Below are 16623 nucleotides of genomic sequence, written 5' to 3'. Positions count from 1 at the left end.
CGGGCGCGGGCGGCTGCGTGCGGCGGCGGTGCGGCTGGCCGTGCGCAGGATCAGCACCGCCCCGGACCGGGGCCTCCTGCCGCCCCCGGTGGCGGACCTGCCGGACGCGACCAACCGGGGTGGCGTGCCGGGCGGCCCCGGCACGACGGGATAGGCGCCCCCGGGGTTCGATCACTGCGGAAGCCAGGCGGCCAGGCCCGCCGCCGTGGCGCCCAGCCCGGCGGCGGCGAGCAGGCGGTGCCGGGAAAGCCAGGCCTGTGGGCTGTGACTGTGGGAGCGGCCGGTGAACTCGCCCCGTGCGCCGTAGTCGTGCCCGCCTGGCCCGTCCAGCGGATGCCACAGGTTGTTCGGCCGGTCGTGGCCGGTGGGCCGGCCGGTCTGCTGCGAGTTGTAGCCGGTCCGGGCCAGGTAGCGGTCGAGCAGCCCGGGGGCGACGATCCAGCGGTGTTCAGCACGCTGCTGGGCGGCGCGGGCCGGTTCCTGGTCACCCGGCCGGCGGGGCGTTACGTGTGGGGCGGGCACAACGAGCCGAGGTCCCTGATCTGGCAGAGTCGGTGGGTCACCGCGGCGAACAGGAACAGCGCCGGCGCGGGCAGCCGCAGGTGGTCGACCAGGCGGTTGGACAGCGGGGCGAGAACCGCCACCGCACGCAGCACTGCCACGTAGAGCGCGAACTCCGTCAACGGCGACGGATGTCAGCGTCGGAGGTGAGCTGACCGTTTCCCCAGCAGCTCGGACGACGGAGTGAGCAACCGGTGCACCGACTCCCCACCTTGCTGAATGGAGGGGCGGCGCTCTATCTCCCGGCGGGCGTCGCCGTGTCCGCACACGTCTTCCGCCGGCTACGGCCCTCCACGCTCGTCGCCGCGGTGTCCGTCTACACACTGACACTGCCGTCGCCCCTGATCGGACCGCTTGTCACGCTGACCGTTCTGGTCACGGTGTGCTGCGCCTTGGCCCTGATTCAACTACTGACCGGACGGCCCCTCCACGGCGGATCAAGGAGAAAGCCCGCGCGGAAGAGCAGGTGGCCGAGGAGGCGGTGAGGGGCTGGCGCGCCGCACGTCTGTGATCCCGTTCGCGGCACCCGATTGGGCCCTGGGGCCAGGCACTGGAGAGAACGACCGAGGCACGCGGCCGCGCAGCCTACCTCGGTCCTGAAGCACGGTCGCGTTGCGCCAGCACCGTGTACTTCGGATCCGCGGCGGAGGCAGTTCCCGCGTAGAAGTAGCCGAACTTGGTCAGTGCGGACTCGGCGACCAATGCCACTCCCCCGAGCACGTCCAGCGCCCGGCTCCGCCGTACCGCCGATACCGTCAGCAGCGCGATCCCCGCCCGCGCGCACCAGTGGGAGGCGCGGAGCAGCCGGCCCGGCCGTCCCTCGCTCAGCGGCTCGGCCACCATGCCGAGCCGGCGGTGGACGGCCCGGTCGACGAACTGCGCCGCGACCGAACCGGCAATACCCGCCAACCGGGCCGGCGCAGCCTCACCGACCGGGGAGGCCGCGGCCACCAGGCCACCGGCCGCCGCCAGCGCGCTCGCCCCGAACAGGTACGGCAGCTCCCGGTACGCGCCGTGCCATACCGGTACGGCCGTGTCAGCGATCAGCGTGCCCGTATACGTGGTCACCGCCGGGGCGACGGCGGTAGCGGCCAATCCACACGGGCGGGCGAGGTGCCCGACGAGCTCCGCCCAACCGCGCGGCAGTACAGCCGACACCTCGTCCAACGCCGCGACCGCCACCAGCGGGGTGAACCCGCAGAGCAGCCACGTGCCGATCGACATCGGCGAGGTCGGCTTGACGACACGCAGCATGTGCACGAAACGCTCCGGTCTGCCGAGGTCTCGGATCAGCACGGCGAGCGACAACCCCGTGGCACCGGCCGAGATGAGCCGGCCGGCGTGCCGCATGCCCGGCCGCCCGGTCAGGTCCGCGCCGGCGGCCAGCAGGGCAGCGCCCCCGGCGACACCGCCGAGAAGGAGGTAGCCAGCGATGTTGTGTGCCTTCCACACGGGCGGCTTGATGACCGCCCGCCCGTAGTACGACCGGAACTCGGCGGGAGGCACGACCTCCCCGCCGCGGCCCGGGCGTCGGCCGCCGCGCGAGCCGATCAGGGCGTCCCGTCCGGGCGCGACGTGGTGCAGTCCGTCCCGGCGTACGTCGCTGCCGGACCGCTGCCCGGCGTTCACCGGCGGGCTCCTGTGAACGCAGCGAGCACGGTGACGGCCACGCCGACCGCCGCGATCGCGGTGTGCCGCCACATGGCGGGCAGGTCCCGGGTCGTCACGACCGGGTCCGGTGGGAAGCCGTAGACCTCGGGCTCGTCGAGCAGCAGGAAGAACGCGCCGGTGCCGCCGACGCCGTCTTCCGGGTCGTCGCCGTACAGCCGGGCCTCGACCATTCCGGCCTCGTGCAGCCGCTCCACCCGGTGCGCCGCGCGCTCACGCAGTTCGTCCAGGGGACCGAACTGGATGGACTCGGTGGGGCACGCCTTGGCGCACGCCGGTTCCTGGCCCACCGAGAGCCGGTCGTAGCAGAGGGTGCACTTCCACACCCGGCCGTCGTCCTTGCGCTGGTCGATGACCCCGTACGGGCAGGCCGGTACGCAGTAGCCGCACCCGTTGCAGATGTCCTCCTGCACCACCACCGTACCGAACTCGGTGCGGAACAGGCTGCCTGTGGGGCAGACGTCCAGGCAGGCGGCGTGCGTGCAGTGCTTGCACACGTCGCTGGCCATCAGCCAGCGCAGCTCGGTGCGCCCGTCCGCGGTGACCGGCTGTGCGGGGCCACCGTCCGGGCTCGGCCCGAGCTGTGTCGCGCCGGTGTCGGAACCGAGCCGGGCGCCGTGCTGCTCGCCGAGTCCGGCCTCGACCACCTGCGCGCTGCGGGTGGTCGCGGAGGGCCCGGTCGGCATGAGGGCGACGGCGTTGTTCTGCCGGCCCAGCGGGCGGTCCTGCTCGATGAAGGCGACATGCCGCCAGGTGTCGGCGCCCAGCATCCCGGTGTTGTCGTACGACATGCCGAGCAGGGAAAATCCGTCGTCCGGTATCGCGTTCCACTCCTTGCAGGCCACCTCGCACGCCTTGCACCCGATGCATACCGACGTGTCGGTGAAGAACCCCATCCGTGGTGTTGGCTGCGGGTGTCCCGGGGCCGGGTCGATGCCGTCGTCCAGCAGGTTGTCGGTCATGCGGGTTCGCCGTGCCTTTCCGTGCTGCGGTGCGCGGTGCCGGTCACGGCGCTGATCCCCGCACGCCGGAGGTACTCCTCGACGAGCCGGCGCCGGTCCACGCCCCGGGGTCGGCGGCCGGGGCGGATGTCGCAGGTGAGGGCCTTGACCTCCTGGATGTGCACGTCCGGGTCGAGGGCCATGTGGGTGAGGTCGTTGGCGGAGTCGCCGGTGGTGATGCCGTTGCGCCCCCAGTGGTAGGGCAGGCCGACCTGGTGGACGATCTGGTCGTGCACCCGTACCGGCAGCATCCGGTCGGTGACCAGGACCCGGGCCTCGACGGCGCTTCGCGCGGTGACGATGGTCGCCCAGCCGAGGTGCTCCAGCCCGGCCGCGGCGGCCAACTCCGGTGACACCTCGCAGAACAGCTCCGGTTGCAGTTCGGACAGGTACGGCAGCCACCGGCTCATGCCGCCGGCCGTGTGGTGCTCGGTGAGCCGGTAGGTGGTCAGCACGTACGGGAACACGTCGCTGCCGGGGTCGTGCCCGCTGGGTTGGTACGGGTCGAGGTCCCGCCGCCGGCTCAGCTGCCGCGCCGGGTTCTGCTGCTGGCCGTAGAGCAGGTTCGGCACCGGCGACTCCTGCGGCTCGTAGTGCGTGGGCAGCGGTCCGTCGGACAGTCCGGCGGGCACGTAGAGCCAGCCCTTCCCGTCGGCCTGCATGATGAACGGGTCGACGCCGGACAGGGCGTCCTGCCGGGTCGCGCCCTCGGCCGGCCGGTAGTCCGGCGGCTTCGTCGGTTGGAAGTCCGGTACGTCGTGACCGGTCCACTTGCCGTGCTGCGCGTCCCACCACACGTACGCCTTGCGCTCGCTCCACGGCCGCCCCTCGGGGTCGGCCGAAGCGCGGTTGTAGAGCAGTCGGCGGTTCGCCGGCCAGGCCCAGCCCCACTCGGGTGCCACCCAGTTCTGTTCGGTGTGGGGCTTACGGCGGGCAGTCTGGTTCACTCCGTCGGCGTACGAACCGCAGTAGATCCAGCAGCCACAGGCGGTGGAGCCGTCGTCGGACAGTTGCTCGTACGTCGACAGGCAGGAACCGTCCGCCCGGCGGCCGTTGATCTCCTGCAGCACCTCCTCGGCGCTCGGCTCCTGCTGCGGTCCGGACGTGGCGTAGTTCCAGGTCAGGTCGAGGATCGGGCGATCTCGCTCCGCGGTCGAGCCGGCCAGCTTCGCCCGGATCCGACGGCCGAGGTGGTACCAGAACCACAGATCGCTGCGCGCATCGCCGGGCGGCTCCACCGCCTTGTGGTGCCACTGCAGCATCCGTTGGGTGTTGGTGAAGCTGCCGTCCTTCTCGGTGTGCGTGGCCGCCGGCAGGAAGAACACCTCCGTCCCGATGTCTTCCGTCCGCAACTCGCCGGACTCGATCTCCGGGCCGTCCTTCCACCAGGTCGCGCTCTCGATCAGCGAGAAATCCCGGACCACCAGCCACTCGAGGTTCGCCATGCCGAGCCGTTGCGCCCGGCCGTTCGCCGATCCGACAGCCGGGTTCTGCCCGTTGAGGAAGTAGCCCTTGCAGGTGCCCTCGAGTTGCGCCTGCACCGTCTTGTACGTGCTGTGATCGCCGGTGATGCGCGGCAGGTAGTCGAAGCAGAAGTCGTTGTCCGCGGTGGCCGCGTCGCCCCAGTACGCCTTGAGCAGGCTGACCGCGTAGGCGCGCATGTTGCCCCAGTAGCCGGTGTCGGAGGAGTCGTCAGCGACGTACTCGTCCAGGCTGCCGTGCGTGTCCGGGTGCGGCATCGGCAGGTAACCCGGCAGCAGGTTGTAGAGCGTGGGGATGTCGGTGCTGCCCTGGATGCTGGCGTGACCGCGCAGGGCGAGGATCCCGCCGCCGGGCCGGCCGATGTTGCCCAGGAGCAGTTGCAGCACCGCGGCGGCCCGGATGTACTGCACGCCGACGGTGTGCTGGGTCCAGCCCACGGCGTACGCCCACGCCGTGGTCCGGTCGCGGTTGGAGTTGTCGGTCACCGCGCGGGCCACTTGCCGGAAGAGCTCCTCGGGAATGCCGCAGATCTTCGCCACCGTCTCCGGCGTGTAGCGGCGGTAGTGCCGCTTGAGCAGCTGGAACACACAGCGGGGGTGCTCCAGCGTCTCGTCCCGACGAAGGTTGTGCAGATCCTCCAACGACGCGCCGTGGCTGCCGTGCTCGTGGCCCCGTTCGGTCGCGTGCCGCTGGTACGACCGCTGTTCGCCGGCCTCCCGCGCGTCCTGCTTCGTGCCCTGCTCCCGCTTACCGGCCGCGCTGGCCACCCGGACACCCTCGTACTGCCAGCTGTCGGTGGAGTAGCTCGCACTGTCGTCCCGCCAGCCGGAGAAGATCCCGTCGAGGTCCTCGGTGTCCTGGAACTCCTCGTTGATGATCGTCGCCGCGTTGGTGTAGTTCACCACGTACTCGCGGAACTCCAGACCGTTGCCGAGCACGTAGTTGATCAGGCCGCCGAGCAGCGCGATGTCGGCGCCGGCCCGGATCGGCACGTGCAGGTCCGCCAACGCCCCGGTCCGGGTCAGCCGAGGGTCGATGTGGATGAGGGTGGCGCCGCGCGCCTTCGCCTCCATGGCCCATTGGAAGCCCACGGGATGGCACTCGGCCATGTTCGAGCCCTGCAGCACAATGCAGTCGGAGTTCTGCAGGTCCTGCTGGAACGTGGTGGCGCCGCCGCGACCGAACGAGGTTCCCAGACCGGGAACGGTGGAGGAGTGTCAAATACGGGCCTGATTCTCGATCTGCACCGCACCGAGCGCAGTGCCCAGCTTCTTGATCAGGTAGTTCTCCTCGTTGTCGAGCGTCGCGCCGCCCAGCGCCGCGAGGCCCATCGTGCGGCGCAGTCGCCGGCCCTGATCGTCACGGTCGGTCCAGGTCCGCGCCCGGGTCGCGATGACCCGCTCGGCGATCATGTCCATCGCCGTGTCGAGGTCGACGTCCTCCCACTCGGTCCCATGCGGTCTGCGATAGCGCACCCGCGTCTGCCGCAGCGGGTTGGTGACGAGCTGCTTGGTAGCAGCGCCCTTCGGGCAGAGCCGGCCTCGGCTCACCGGCGACGCAGGGTCCCCCTCGATCTGGACGACCTGCCCATCCTGGACGTAGACCAGTTGCCCGCAGCCGACCGCGCAGTAGGGGCAGACGCTGGCGACAACGCGGTCGGCGGTGGCGATCCGCGGTGTCAGCGCGTCGGTGTGCGGGGACCGCACGGCGGCCGCCCGGCCGAGCCGGTCACCTCGGCCCATCGCGGCGAGGGCCTGGCGCAGCACGGGCCACGGCAGGAAGGTCTCCCGAAGTCCCATTGCATCCCCCGACGCCGTGTCCATCTGCTCCTTGTCTACAGGCCAGGCCGGCCTTCGCGCCGGGGCTTGCGGGAATCCGGCGCGCGGGTGCCCTGGGTGTCGCCGGACCCTGGTGCCGCCGATGCCGGAGTTGCCGGCCAAGCGAAGCGGCCCGAGTAGGCTCCGACAGGGTGACCGGTGATCTCCGGCGGCAGAGCCGGGAGGACGACGCCCGGCTGAACGGTCTCGCCCGGCGGCTGGACAAGCCGATGGGCATCCTCGGGCTGATCTTCCTGCTCCTCGTACTCGCGCAGGCGTTCGTCCACGACGAGCCGCTCAGCACCGTGCTCACGGTGACCAGCTGGGTCCTGTGGGCGGTCTTTGTCGTCGAGTTCGCGCTCCGCGCCTGGCTCGCCCGGCACTGTGCCGGCGAGTTCTGGAAGCACCACTGGTGGCAGCTGATCTTCCTGGCGGTGCCGTTCCTGCGCTTCCTCCGGGCGGCGAGCGCGTTGCGGGCGGCCCGGGGCGGTGGGGTCGTCGCCGCCGCCGTACGGGGTTCCCGATCGGCGGGGCGACTGCTCACCGACCGGCTGGTCTGGCTGGCCGTGGTGACCGGGACCGTCATCCTCGCCGCGGGGCAACTGCTCGTGGTCACCGGGTCCTACCGGAGCTTCGGCCGGGCGCTGCACGACGCCGCCTTCGCCACCATCACCGGTGAGCCGCTACGGGCGGACGACGCCTTCGCCCAACTTCTGGAGCTGATCCTGGCGGCGTACTCGGTGGCGGTGTTCGGCACCCTCGCCGGTGCGGTCGGTGCCTTCTTCCTCAGCCGGGAACGTGCGGAGGACGAGCGCCAGCAGCCCGACGAGTGACCGCCGCCGGGTGGAGCCCGGTTCACGGTGCTGACGGCGCTGCGGCGGCCGTGCTCGCGACACGTGGGATGCTATGGGGGCCCTGCTCGTCGGCCCGCCCCTGTGGTTGCAGTCCGCAGCCGCAACGCGTGGCGGGCGACCTCCTCCGGCGGCAGGTCGAGGCACTCCAGCTCGTACGGGCAGCTCAGCTGCCGGCACGGCGAGCAGACGGTGGGTATCCGGAGCACGGCGGACCGGAAGAACCGCGGCGCGTACTCGGGCACCCGCTCGGTGCCGCCGAAGAGCACCACGACCGGTCGGCCAAGCGCGTCGGCCAAGTGGGTCCCGCCGCTGTTGTTGCAGACCACCACGTCGGCGTCGGCGACGGCGGCAGCCAGGGCCGGAACATCGAACCCGGCGGCCGCCACGGCGTCCGGGCTGCCGGCCGCCACCTCGTCGAGCAGTGGGGCCTCCCGGGCCGGACCGGCCACCACCACCCGGGCTCCCTCCTGGGCAAGCAGTGCCACCACGGTCCGGAACCGGTCCGCCGGATAGCGGCGGGAGGGACAGGAGGCCCCGGGCGCAGCAGCACGTAAGGTTCTCCGACCGCGACCCCGGCCGCGGCCAGCATCCGGCGGGCCACCTGCCGCGCGGCCGGCGGGATCCGTAGGCGCAGACTCGTCTCCATCGGTGGCACGCCCACTCGGCGCAACACGTGCAACGCCCGGTCTGCCTGGTGCAGCCCGTCCGGGGGTGCCGGCACCCAGTGGGTCAGCCCGGCCCCGCCGAACTCGGCGGACGTGCCGACCCGGACCGGCACACCCGCGAGCCGGCACAGGTAGCCGGCCGGCCAGGGAGACTGTGAGGCCGAGGTCAGGATGATCGCGGCGTCGTAGCGGCCGTCCGCGATGCGCCGAACCAGTGCCAGGTCGTCGTCAGCGGGGATTGCCGCCGGGTCGATCTGCTGCCAGGAGACCGAGGCGAGCAGCACCGCGTCCACCTCGGGCAGCAGGGGCGCCGCGGCCGCGCCGGCCGGGGCGGCGAGCAGGTCCAGCCGGGCGCGGGGCGCGGCCCGGCGCAGGGCGCGCAGGGCAGGCCCGCACAGCACCACGTCACCGAGATTGTCGGGCCGGACCACCAGGAGACGTTCCTGCTGGCCCCAGTCGACGGCCGCTCCGGCCAGCGTGGCGGGGTGGTCCCATGCCGTCACCCCGCGGCCGTACCCCTCGGCTCTGTGGGCAAACGTTTCGCCTCGTGGGGCAGGGGGAACCCGGCCCCGGTGCGACAAGCAGGCATGACATGACGGGCGGCCGACGCCTGCGGGTCAGCATGGTGCACGGTCCGGGCGCGCCGGAGCGGGACGGCGTCAGCGACTATGTCGCCCGGCTCTGCGCCGCGCTGTCCGAGGTGGGAGTGGACGTCGATCCGGTGCCGGTGCGTCCGTCCGCGCGCGGACGGTGGCTGGCCGCCACCATGGCCGCAGCCGCCGAGGTAAGGCGGCTGCGGCCGGACGTCGCGCACGTGCAGTTCTCGCCGTCGGCGTACCGATTCTGCCCGTTCCCCGGGCTCCTGCCGGCCCTGCTGCCGACCGGTCTGCCGCTGGTCACCACCGTCCACGAGTACGGTGACTGGGCGGTACCCGGCTGGGTGCCTGACGGGGCGTGGCGTCCGGTGGAGGCGGTGCGCGCCTGGGACCGGGAGACCGGCCGGCTCATTCCCGCCAGTAGCGCGCTGATCGTCACCAACCCGCACCACGCGTGGCTGGTGAACCGGCGCACCGGCCGCCGGCCCGTGGAGATACCGCTTGCGCCGAACGTGACTGACCACGGCGGGCAGATGGGTGCCCGGCAACGGGTCCGCCGCCGGCTCGGCCTGGCCGCGGACGCGTTCCTGCTGGTGTTCTTCGGCTTCGTGCATCCGGTCAAGGGCCTCCGGTACGTGCTGGAGGCGCTGCCCGCACTTCGGTCGGAACGGCCGGATCTGCATCTGGCGGTGGTGGGGGGCTTCACCTCGCAGGCGCTGCCGGAGGCGCAGGCGCGGGCGTTCCGCGCCGAATTGGAGTCCCTGGCCGTGGCGTACGAGGTCCGAGAGGCTGTCACCTTCACCGGCCACGTCCCCGCCGCGGATGCCTCCGAGCTGCTGCACGCCGCCGACGCGGCCGTCCTGCCGTTCACCGCCGGGGTCACCCGCAAGAGCGGCGCGCTGCTGGCCGCTCTGGCCCATGGCGTTCCCACCGCGGTCAGCGTGCCCGACGATCCGGACCCGGCGCTGCGGGACGGGGAGACGGTGGCGGTGATCGCCCGCCGCCGGGACGCCGGGGCGGTCGTCGCCTCGCTGCGCCCGTTGCTGCACGACGTGGCGCTGCGTCGACGGCTCGGCAGCGGTGGCCGAGATGTGGTCGCCGACTGCTCGTGGCCGCGAGTCGCGGCCCGGCACCACCGTCTCTATGAGCTGGTGTGCGCTCGACGTGGCCGCTGACCACTACGCCGACATCCTGGTGGTGGACCTGCTCGGCGGCATCGGGGACCTGGTGATGATCCTGCCTGCGATCCACGGCCTGGCCCGCCGGAATCCCGGAGCGGTGCTGCGGGTGGTCAGCCACGAGCCGGGCGTGGACCTGCTGCGCGAGGATCCGGCGGTGGCAGGGGTGCACGTGGCTGGTCCGCACGCTGGTGACGCCCGGGCCGCGGTCGTCGAGGCGGTCACCGTCCGAGCACCCGACCTGGCTGTCACCACCACCCGCTACGACGGCATACCGGAACTGCTCGCCACCACCGGGGCCCGGTGTGTCACCGACCTGTGGCGTCGCCCGCCGTCCGACGAGCTGGTGGCCACCCGGTATCTGCGGATCCTGCACGCCGAAGGGCTGCTCGACGCGGACGCGCTGCACACCGCCCCGCAGGTACGGTTGCGACCCGCCGAACGTGCCGCCGGGGAGGAGACCCTCGCCGGTCTCCTCCCGCTGGTCGACCTGCCGCCCGTGGTCCTCGTTCCCGACGCCGGCATGGCGGTGAAACGCTGGCCGGAGCTCTCCTGGCTACGCCTGGTCGAGACCCTGGCCGGCTACGGGCACCCGGTGCTGAGCGTGACCCCCATGCCCCCCGTACGGTCGTTGCCGGCCGGAGATCTGCGGCACCTCGCCGCCGTTTTCGCCGCGGTGGCCCGTCGTGGCGGCGTGGTGGTCGGCGGGGACACCGGGCCGGTTCGGCTGGCGTCCGCCGCGGGAGCCCGCACCGTGGCCCTGTTCGGCCCCACCCTGGCCACCCGCTACGGCTTGGGCGTGCCCACCGGCGTGGAATTGCAGGGGGTACCGGCCTGTTCGCACCGGCGGCCGACGGCCATCACGGAGCAGGTCTGCTGGTGGGACGCGCACTGCCCGGTGGCCGCTGAGGGACCGGCCTGCATGATCGGCATCGATCCGGCGGAGGTAGCGGAGCGGGTGTTCGCCCTGATCGGGCGATGAGCGCCGCTCAGTCCTGCGGGGGCAGCGGTTCGTCCGGCACGGGCGACGGCTTCCGGGTCCCGGTCTCCCAGGTCGCACGGTCCGCCTCTGGCACCCGTCCAGCGGGCCCACCGGTGGGCCGCTCTGGGTGGACGCCGCCGCGCGGCAGGTCGGAGCGGCGCTCGTTCTCCTCGACCGAGGCGTGCTGGGCGCGGTCCTCAGCCATGTCTGCCTCCTGTCGATCGGTCCTCTCCGGGTACCCCCAGAGTCTGCGTCGACACAGTTTCCGTCCGGGTCGGTCGCGTTGCCTGCCCCCGCCGGCCGGGTAATCGCCCGGCGACCCCGTCCACGAGGCCCAGAAGGGGAGACGAAGAGATGGACTATCGACAGTCCGACGTCGAAGTCGTCTACCGGCGCGGTGACTGGCACAGCTGGGGCGACATCGTCCACTGGCTGGAACGCGGACTCAGCCGTGACCAGCAGGCGGACAACGAGCTCAGCGAGGCCGAGTCGCGGCAGTTGCTGGACGACTTCCGCAAGCTCGACCAGCAGGGCACCGAATTCATCGATGATCCCGGCCGCGCGTACCGGCAGCTGCAGTCGATCCACTGATCCGAGGAGGAACAATGGCACGCGATCTTGCCGAGATGACCACCGGCCAGCTGCGTGAGCAGGCGGAGCGGGCCGGTGTCCGGAACACCGACCAGATGAACAAGGACGACATGATCCGGGCGCTGGGCGGCACCGCGAACGCCAAGCAGGGCGGTGGCCACCGGCAGAAGGACCCCCGTCCGCAGGGGGTGAACCCGCAGGACTATAAGGACGTTCCGGGCAACCAGACCTGACCGGGCGACACGCGTCCCTGGTTTCTCCGGGGTCCGGCGCCGGTGCGGTCCGTTCGCACCGGCGTCCCCTCGTCCACCGGTTTCTGCGGGGGTCGACCGCGGTTGGTGGGTGGGGCCTCACCAGGCCAGCAGCTAGGCAGTCCCTTGGTGTCCGCCTCCCGGCCGAGGCGAAGTGGTGGCGGAACTGGGCGGCAGGTACACGCCGGAGGGTGAAGGCTCCGCTGAGCGGTGGGAGGCTTGCGGCGACCGCTGCTCGATGCCGTCGCCGTCACCGTCACCTCCACGCGGTCTTCCTGTGGCAGCGACGGATTGCCCGCCGACGCACCCGCGTCTGACCGGTCCGGTGGTCCTACCGTCCCGCTCGGCTTCGCCCCGACCACCCGCCTCGCCGGGCTGGGCTCGTAGCACAACCATTAGGCGCTTCGCACGACGCGCATGTGCACGCCATCAAGATGGGTTGGCTGCAGGCGAGATCTTCAAAAACCACAGCAGGGGGTGGCGCACCTACTGCAGGATCAAGGGAGGGCACGAGCGCACCCCGGGAGGCACGATGCTAGGGCTCGCCACCCGCCGCAGCAGCCTCAATGTCGCCCAGACCGTTGCAGCGATCCAAGCTGAGCTCGACCGTCGGGGCATCCCGGTGGCCGTCGTGGTCGACCACTCCGCCGCGGCCCGAAAGGCCGGACTGGAACTGCCCGCCACTCAGGTCGTTATCTTCGGCGATCCGAAAGCTGGGACCCCGCTGATGCAGGCGGCGCCCGAAATCGCGCTGGAGCTGCCACTGCGAGTCATGGTGCGCGACGATGGCGGTCCTGGTGCTCTCATCACCTGGCCTGATCCCACCTACCTAGCACAGCGGTATTCCCTTCCCTCGCAGGAGCTCTCCGCCCTCAAAGCGCCAGCGGGCATCGTCGCCGCTGCGCTTGAGCACCGATAACGACATGAGAGCCGGTCGTCGAGCCCTGCCCATACCGCGCGCACTCACGGACCCGCCGTCGGTGAATGGCGCCGCCTGAGCTGCCGGTTCGCTGTTATCAGGGACGTTCCCAGATGTCGTGGGCCAACAAGGGGCTGAAGCCGCGCCATCAGACCGTCGCAGTTACGGTCGGCGCCGCCTCACCCCTCGGTTGTGCGTCCGGACTGGGCTTACGTCCGTTGCTGAGCCGTACCCCGTCGAAGTGCACCTCGATCGGCTCGGCGTAACGGCATCCGTTGATCGGGTCATGCCGTAGGAACCCGGCCGGTGCCACCCGAACCCTCACGTCGTAGGGCCCTTCCCCCCGGCACCCGGGCGTTGGCGCCGTAATGGTGCAGGAACGGGTGCCAGAGGAAGGGCAGTTCGGTGTCGAGTACCCGGCGGCCACTCTGGCTCAGTTGGAGGGACACCGACAGGCCCGGGACGAACCGGCCGTCACCGGCGTCCGCCACCGCCACCTGGAGGTGCACGTTCGCGTCCTCGGCGGCCTCGCGCCACACCAGATGGTCGCCATCGAGGGCGTATATACCCTCGGCCTCCTCGTTGACAAAGGCGATCAGGAAATCGCCGCTGCAGGCGGTGTTCGCCCCGTCCTCCTCGGCCATCGCCCGGATCGCCCGTCCATACGCGTCGCCTTGGGCCCGGGCGACTTGAAGCTGCTGGGCGGTGGCCTCGTTGCTCGGCCGCATCGGGGGACCGTTGTGCGGTGTCATGTCTGCTCCTGTCCAGGAAGGTCGATAAAGGGACTGCGGCGACCGCCGGGAGCGGTCACCACAGCCGAGGGCCTCATTACGGACGTACCTGTGCCGGTCAGCTCTGGTTGCCCGGCACGTTCTTCCACTGCTGCGGGCGAGTGCCGCTGGGCTGCGGTGAGTCACCCTTGCCTCCGCCGCGTCCAGGTTGCCCGGATCCGCCGCCACGGCTCATCGCCTGAATCATCTCGTCCTTGTTCATCTGATCGACGTTGTCGATTCCGGCCTTGCGCGCCTGCTTGGCTACTTCGCCGGTCTTCATCTGGTTGAGGTCCTGGTGTGCCATGAGAATCTCCTCGTCGTCTCGTTCCCGGCCCTCAGCCCCCGCCTACCCTGATCGTCCGAGCGGATACGCGAGCCGCGACGACGATTCGGCGGCCATCGCAGGCAGGTGAAGCACTCCAGCGGGGTTTGTACAGGAAGGCAGGACCCGTGCGAAACGACCCGACACCGCCACGATGAGGATCGACAACTACGGGGGCGGTAGTCGTCGTTTCCACGACCGGGTGCTGAACCGGCTGGTGCAGGTCCCGGGCGCCCTGGCGGGCCGATGCCAATCTGGTCGGAGGGGCGATCAACGGCGGCACGACGAAGATCTACCAGGAGCTTGTCTTCCGGCCGCTGCCCGGGCTGGCCCGGGCGGAGACGCCGGTCCGGGGTCAATACCTCCTGGCCGGTGCCGGCGCGCGCCCGGGCGGCGGGGTACGCGGCGGTCCGGGGGCAGCCACGGCGACGGCCGGGCTGCCGCATCGCGGCGGGGGCGGGCGGCTGAGGGCAGGGATGGTGCGCCTTGCCGTGCATCGCCTCAGTACGGCACCCGACCGGGGCATCTTGCCGCCGTCCGTGGCGGATCTGCCCGAGGCGAGCGACCGTGGCGGTGCCCCGGAGCCCCAGAACGACCGGAGTATGGGACGTCACTTGTGCTGACCGCATCCCGGGTTCCGGTTTCAGTTCCGGCGCCAGACCGCCACGCCCGCTACCGTGCCCGCCAGCCCGATGGCGGCCACCATGCGGTGGCGGGACAGCCACGCCTGCGGGCTGCGGCTGTGTGAGCGGCCCGTGAAGCTGCCGCGCGCTCCGTAGTCATGTCCGCCCGGCCCGTCGAGGGGGTGCCAGAGGTTGTTGGGCCGATCGTGGTCGGCGGGGCGGCCGGTCTGCTGCGACCGGTAACCGGTCCGAGCCAGGTAGCGGTCGAGCAGGCCGGGCGCGATCCGGTTCCCGAGGATGGTGAGCACCGTGGAGGTGCCGACCCAGTACTCCCGTCGTTGCGGCCGGTCTGCGGCGCCGACGATCGCCCGGGCAGCGACCTCCGGCTCGTATATCGGCGGCACCGGTTCCGCGTGGTGCGGAAGCCGGGACAGCAGCCAGTCGAACTGCGGCGTGTTCACCGCCGGGAGGTGGACCATCGTCACCCGCACCTGGCTTCGCTGGTGCATCAGCTCACAGCGCAGCGACTCGGTGAACCCGACGATGGCGTGCTTGGCTCCGCAGTAGGCCGCCTGCAGTGGGATGCCGCGGTACGCCAGCGCCGATCCGACCTGCACGATGGTGCCGCGGTTGCGGGGGGTCATGTATGACAAGGCCGCCCGGGTGCCGTGCACGTATCCGAGGTAGGTGACCTCCATGGCGCGTCGGAACTCCTCTGGGCGGGTGTCTTGGAATGGCGCGAAGACGGAGCTGAACGCGTCGTTGATCCAGAGATCGATCGGCCCCAGTTCGGCCTCGATCCGCCGGCCGGCCGCGACAACGTGCTCGTAGTCGGCCATGTCGACCTCGATCGGCAGGGGCCGGCCGCCGGCGGCACGTACTTCCTCGGCGGCGGCCGCCAGGCCCACTTCTCCGCGGGCCAGCAGGGCGATGGCAATCCCCCGCCGGGCAAGCAGCCGGGCCGTCGCCCGGCCGACCCCTGCGCTCGCCCCGGTGACCACCGCCACCTTGGTGTCGCGTTCCCGCCCCATGTCGCCTCCCTCGCTTCGTGCCCTCTGCGGCTCTACCCGTCCCCCGGTCTCCCAGTCGCCGTGGACGCGTCCAATCGCCGTCGGGTGGGCCGAGCGCGCGGGGTGGGGCGGGAGCGATGCGATCGGCTTAGTGGCGTGCCGTGGCCGGGGCCGGGTATCCCGGGCGTTACGGAGGCCGAAGATCCGAGAGGCGGCAGCGATGGCCGACCAGGACGTCATGGGCGACCCGACCACCCAATACCCCAAGTCCGGCCCCGGGTTCGCGCAGCAGCGGCATGGTCCGGGCCTGGAACTGCGGATGGGATCGCGGCCCGACGCGGGTGAGGACAGCTACCGGGGAACCGGACGCCTCACCGGTCGAAAGGCCGTGGTGACTGGCGCGGACACCGGCATCAGCCGGGCCGTGGCGATCGCGTACGCCCGGGAGGGCGCCAACGTGGTGCTGTCCTACCTGCCGGAGGAGGAAGCGGACGCCCAAGAGGTCGTCCAGCTGATCGAGGACGCTGGGCGGAGGGCGGTGCCGGCACCGGGTGACGTCACCGACGACTATTGCACCTCGTTGATCGACATCCCATGTCGGGAACTCGGTGGGGTGGACGTGGTCGCCGACGTCGCCGGCAAGCAGCAGGAGGTACCGGACGTCGCCGATCTGACCACGGAGCAGTTCGAGGAGACGTTCGAGACTGACATGTTCTTCCTGTTCTGGCTCTGCCGTGCGGCCGTGCCGCAGATGCCGTCCGGTAGCGCCATCATCAGCACCACCCTGGTGGAGGCGTACGAGCCGGCGCCGATCCTGCTGGACTATGCGGCGGCGAAGGCAGCCATCAACATCCTCGCCAAGTCCCTGGCCCGGCAGGTCGCGCCGATGGGCATCCGGGTCAATGCCGTGGCGCTCGGCCCGGTCTGGACCCCGCTGCAGGTGGTCGGTGGCCAGCCGACCGAGGCATTGGCGCGGTTCGGCTCTCAAACCCCGCTGGGGCGCCCGGCGCAACCGGCCGAGATGGCACTGGCTTTCGTGTTCCTGACCAGTCAGGAAGCCAGCTACGTCATCGCGGAGACGCTGAGCGCCACCGGCGGCATACCCACTTCCTGAGGCGACGGGCATGCCAGGACACGACGCCGACCCGCAGACCACGCCGTCGGTGCTGCGCGACTACGCGCTGCTCGCCGACGGGTACCGGGGTGCGCTGGTCGGGCCGGGCGGGGATGTGGCGTGGCTGTGCGCTCCCGGTTGGTCCGATGCGGCGGTGTTCAGTGCGCTGCTCGGCGGGGCCGGCCGGTTTCTGGTCACCCCGGCGGCCGGCCGGTT

17 protein-coding genes and 1 pseudogene are annotated in these 16623 nt (G+C 71.5%); 8 read left to right on the top strand and 10 right to left on the bottom strand.

All coding sequences use genetic code 11. The annotated features are described in order from the left end of the window. Positions 1-171: 171 nt before the first annotated feature. The 5 genes and pseudogenes from B0E53_RS37710 to fdh all read right to left on the bottom strand — a co-directional run. Positions 172-435 (bottom strand): annotated as a pseudogene (locus B0E53_RS37710) (short-chain dehydrogenase); the annotation flags it as partial. Positions 436-503: 68 nt separating this feature from the next. After that, positions 504-683, bottom strand: coding sequence for a hypothetical protein (locus B0E53_RS37705; RefSeq protein ID WP_168215370.1), 180 nt, complete (start codon positions 681-683; stop codon positions 504-506). Between the two features lie 463 nt (positions 684-1146). Next, positions 1147-2190: an NrfD/PsrC family molybdoenzyme membrane anchor subunit gene (nrfD, locus tag B0E53_RS20235; protein WP_107077507.1), complete on the bottom strand. Its 1044-nt coding sequence runs from the start codon at positions 2188-2190 to the stop codon at positions 1147-1149. Then, positions 2187-3191, bottom strand: a complete 1005-nt coding sequence (locus B0E53_RS20230; protein ID WP_107077506.1) for a 4Fe-4S dicluster domain-containing protein — start codon at positions 3189-3191, stop codon at positions 2187-2189. Before B0E53_RS20230 ends, nrfD begins: the two co-directional genes overlap by 4 nt. Then, positions 3188-6511, bottom strand: coding sequence for a formate dehydrogenase (gene fdh / locus B0E53_RS20225; protein WP_281492879.1), 3324 nt, complete (start codon positions 6509-6511; stop codon positions 3188-3190). The genes B0E53_RS20230 and fdh overlap by 4 nt, the downstream gene beginning before the upstream one ends. Before the next feature lie 170 nt (positions 6512-6681). Here fdh and B0E53_RS20215 point away from each other — a divergent pair, with 170 nt between their 5' ends. Continuing rightward, positions 6682-7362, top strand: coding sequence for a hypothetical protein (locus tag B0E53_RS20215; RefSeq protein ID WP_210406145.1), 681 nt, complete (start codon positions 6682-6684; stop codon positions 7360-7362). 71 nt (positions 7363-7433) lie between these two features. On the opposite strand, the gene B0E53_RS40170 is transcribed toward B0E53_RS20215, so the two are convergent. Beyond that, a complete protein-coding gene (locus B0E53_RS40170) occupies positions 7434-8177 on the bottom strand; it encodes a glycosyltransferase family 9 protein (RefSeq protein WP_210406144.1) in 744 nt (247 codons plus the stop codon). A gap of 463 nt (positions 8178-8640) precedes the next feature. Here B0E53_RS40170 and B0E53_RS20205 point away from each other — a divergent pair, with 463 nt between their 5' ends. Both B0E53_RS20205 and B0E53_RS20200 read left to right on the top strand, forming a co-directional pair. Next, positions 8641-9819, top strand: a complete 1179-nt coding sequence (locus B0E53_RS20205) for a glycosyltransferase family 4 protein (protein ID WP_146167717.1) — start codon at positions 8641-8643, stop codon at positions 9817-9819. Further along, entirely contained in the window at positions 9788-10804 is a 1017-nt protein-coding gene (locus B0E53_RS20200) for a glycosyltransferase family 9 protein (RefSeq protein WP_107077502.1), read from the top strand. The genes B0E53_RS20205 and B0E53_RS20200 overlap by 32 nt, the downstream gene beginning before the upstream one ends. Before the next feature lie 7 nt (positions 10805-10811). Here B0E53_RS20200 and B0E53_RS20195 read toward each other — a convergent pair whose 3' ends face one another. Further along, a complete protein-coding gene (locus tag B0E53_RS20195) occupies positions 10812-11009 on the bottom strand; it encodes a hypothetical protein (protein ID WP_107077501.1) in 198 nt (65 codons plus the stop codon). Between the two features lie 149 nt (positions 11010-11158). Between B0E53_RS20195 and B0E53_RS20190 the strand changes: the two genes are divergently transcribed. The 3 genes from B0E53_RS20190 to B0E53_RS37700 all read left to right on the top strand — a co-directional run bounded on the left by B0E53_RS20190 (position 11159) and on the right by B0E53_RS37700 (position 12565). Then, the gene (locus B0E53_RS20190; RefSeq protein ID WP_107077500.1) at positions 11159-11395 is read left to right on the top strand and encodes a hypothetical protein; all 237 of its coding nucleotides are present in this window, start codon (positions 11159-11161) and stop codon (positions 11393-11395) included. Positions 11396-11409: 14 nt separating this feature from the next. Next, positions 11410-11628, top strand: coding sequence for a Rho termination factor N-terminal domain-containing protein (locus B0E53_RS20185; protein WP_107077499.1), 219 nt, complete (start codon positions 11410-11412; stop codon positions 11626-11628). 550 nt (positions 11629-12178) lie between these two features. Further along, positions 12179-12565, top strand: a complete 387-nt coding sequence (locus B0E53_RS37700; protein WP_168215369.1) for a DUF302 domain-containing protein — start codon at positions 12179-12181, stop codon at positions 12563-12565. Positions 12566-12849: 284 nt separating this feature from the next. On the opposite strand, the gene B0E53_RS20175 is transcribed toward B0E53_RS37700, so the two are convergent. The 3 genes from B0E53_RS20175 to B0E53_RS20160 form a co-directional block, all read right to left on the bottom strand. After that, positions 12850-13317, bottom strand: a complete 468-nt coding sequence (locus tag B0E53_RS20175) for a hypothetical protein (protein WP_146167715.1) — start codon at positions 13315-13317, stop codon at positions 12850-12852. 97 nt (positions 13318-13414) lie between these two features. Beyond that, complete coding sequence (locus B0E53_RS20170) at positions 13415-13642, bottom strand: hypothetical protein (RefSeq protein ID WP_107077496.1); 228 nt, start codon at positions 13640-13642, stop codon at positions 13415-13417. 661 nt (positions 13643-14303) lie between these two features. Continuing rightward, on the bottom strand, positions 14304-15314 hold the full coding sequence (locus B0E53_RS20160) for an SDR family oxidoreductase (protein ID WP_107077495.1): 1011 nt from the start codon (positions 15312-15314) through the stop codon (positions 14304-14306). 199 nt (positions 15315-15513) lie between these two features. Between B0E53_RS20160 and B0E53_RS20155 the strand changes: the two genes are divergently transcribed. Together B0E53_RS20155 and B0E53_RS20150 are read left to right on the top strand one after the other, a co-directional pair. Next, entirely contained in the window at positions 15514-16407 is an 894-nt protein-coding gene (locus B0E53_RS20155) for an SDR family oxidoreductase (RefSeq protein ID WP_107077494.1), read from the top strand. A gap of 10 nt (positions 16408-16417) precedes the next feature. Beyond that, the coding region (locus tag B0E53_RS20150; RefSeq protein ID WP_246835508.1) for a trehalase-like domain-containing protein at positions 16418-16623 on the top strand (206 nt) is incomplete at its 3' end.

It is taken from the genome of Micromonospora sp. MH33, assembly GCF_003013775.1.
Lineage (GTDB): Bacteria > Actinomycetota > Actinomycetes > Mycobacteriales > Micromonosporaceae > Micromonospora > Micromonospora fulviviridis.
This window is presented reverse-complemented; position numbering and strand designations above follow the sequence as displayed.

Excerpts from the sequence above, each read along its gene's own strand:
- B0E53_RS20230 (WP_107077506.1), bottom strand. The coding sequence starts at position 3,191 with ATGACCGACAACCTGCTGGACGACGGCATCGACCCGGCCCCGGGACAC.
- B0E53_RS20205 (WP_146167717.1), top strand. The coding sequence starts at position 8,641 with ATGACGGGCGGCCGACGCCTGCGGGTCAGCATGGTGCACGGTCCGGGC.
- B0E53_RS20200 (WP_107077502.1), top strand. The coding sequence starts at position 9,788 with ATGAGCTGGTGTGCGCTCGACGTGGCCGCTGACCACTACGCCGACATC.
- B0E53_RS20195 (WP_107077501.1), bottom strand. The coding sequence starts at position 11,009 with ATGGCTGAGGACCGCGCCCAGCACGCCTCGGTCGAGGAGAACGAGCGC.
- B0E53_RS20190 (WP_107077500.1), top strand. The coding sequence starts at position 11,159 with ATGGACTATCGACAGTCCGACGTCGAAGTCGTCTACCGGCGCGGTGAC.
- B0E53_RS20185 (WP_107077499.1), top strand. The coding sequence starts at position 11,410 with ATGGCACGCGATCTTGCCGAGATGACCACCGGCCAGCTGCGTGAGCAG.
- B0E53_RS37700 (WP_168215369.1), top strand. The coding sequence starts at position 12,179 with ATGCTAGGGCTCGCCACCCGCCGCAGCAGCCTCAATGTCGCCCAGACC.
- B0E53_RS20175 (WP_146167715.1), bottom strand. The coding sequence starts at position 13,317 with ATGACACCGCACAACGGTCCCCCGATGCGGCCGAGCAACGAGGCCACC.
- B0E53_RS20170 (WP_107077496.1), bottom strand. The coding sequence starts at position 13,642 with ATGGCACACCAGGACCTCAACCAGATGAAGACCGGCGAAGTAGCCAAG.
- B0E53_RS20160 (WP_107077495.1), bottom strand. The coding sequence starts at position 15,314 with ATGGGGCGGGAACGCGACACCAAGGTGGCGGTGGTCACCGGGGCGAGC.
- B0E53_RS20155 (WP_107077494.1), top strand. The coding sequence starts at position 15,514 with ATGGCCGACCAGGACGTCATGGGCGACCCGACCACCCAATACCCCAAG.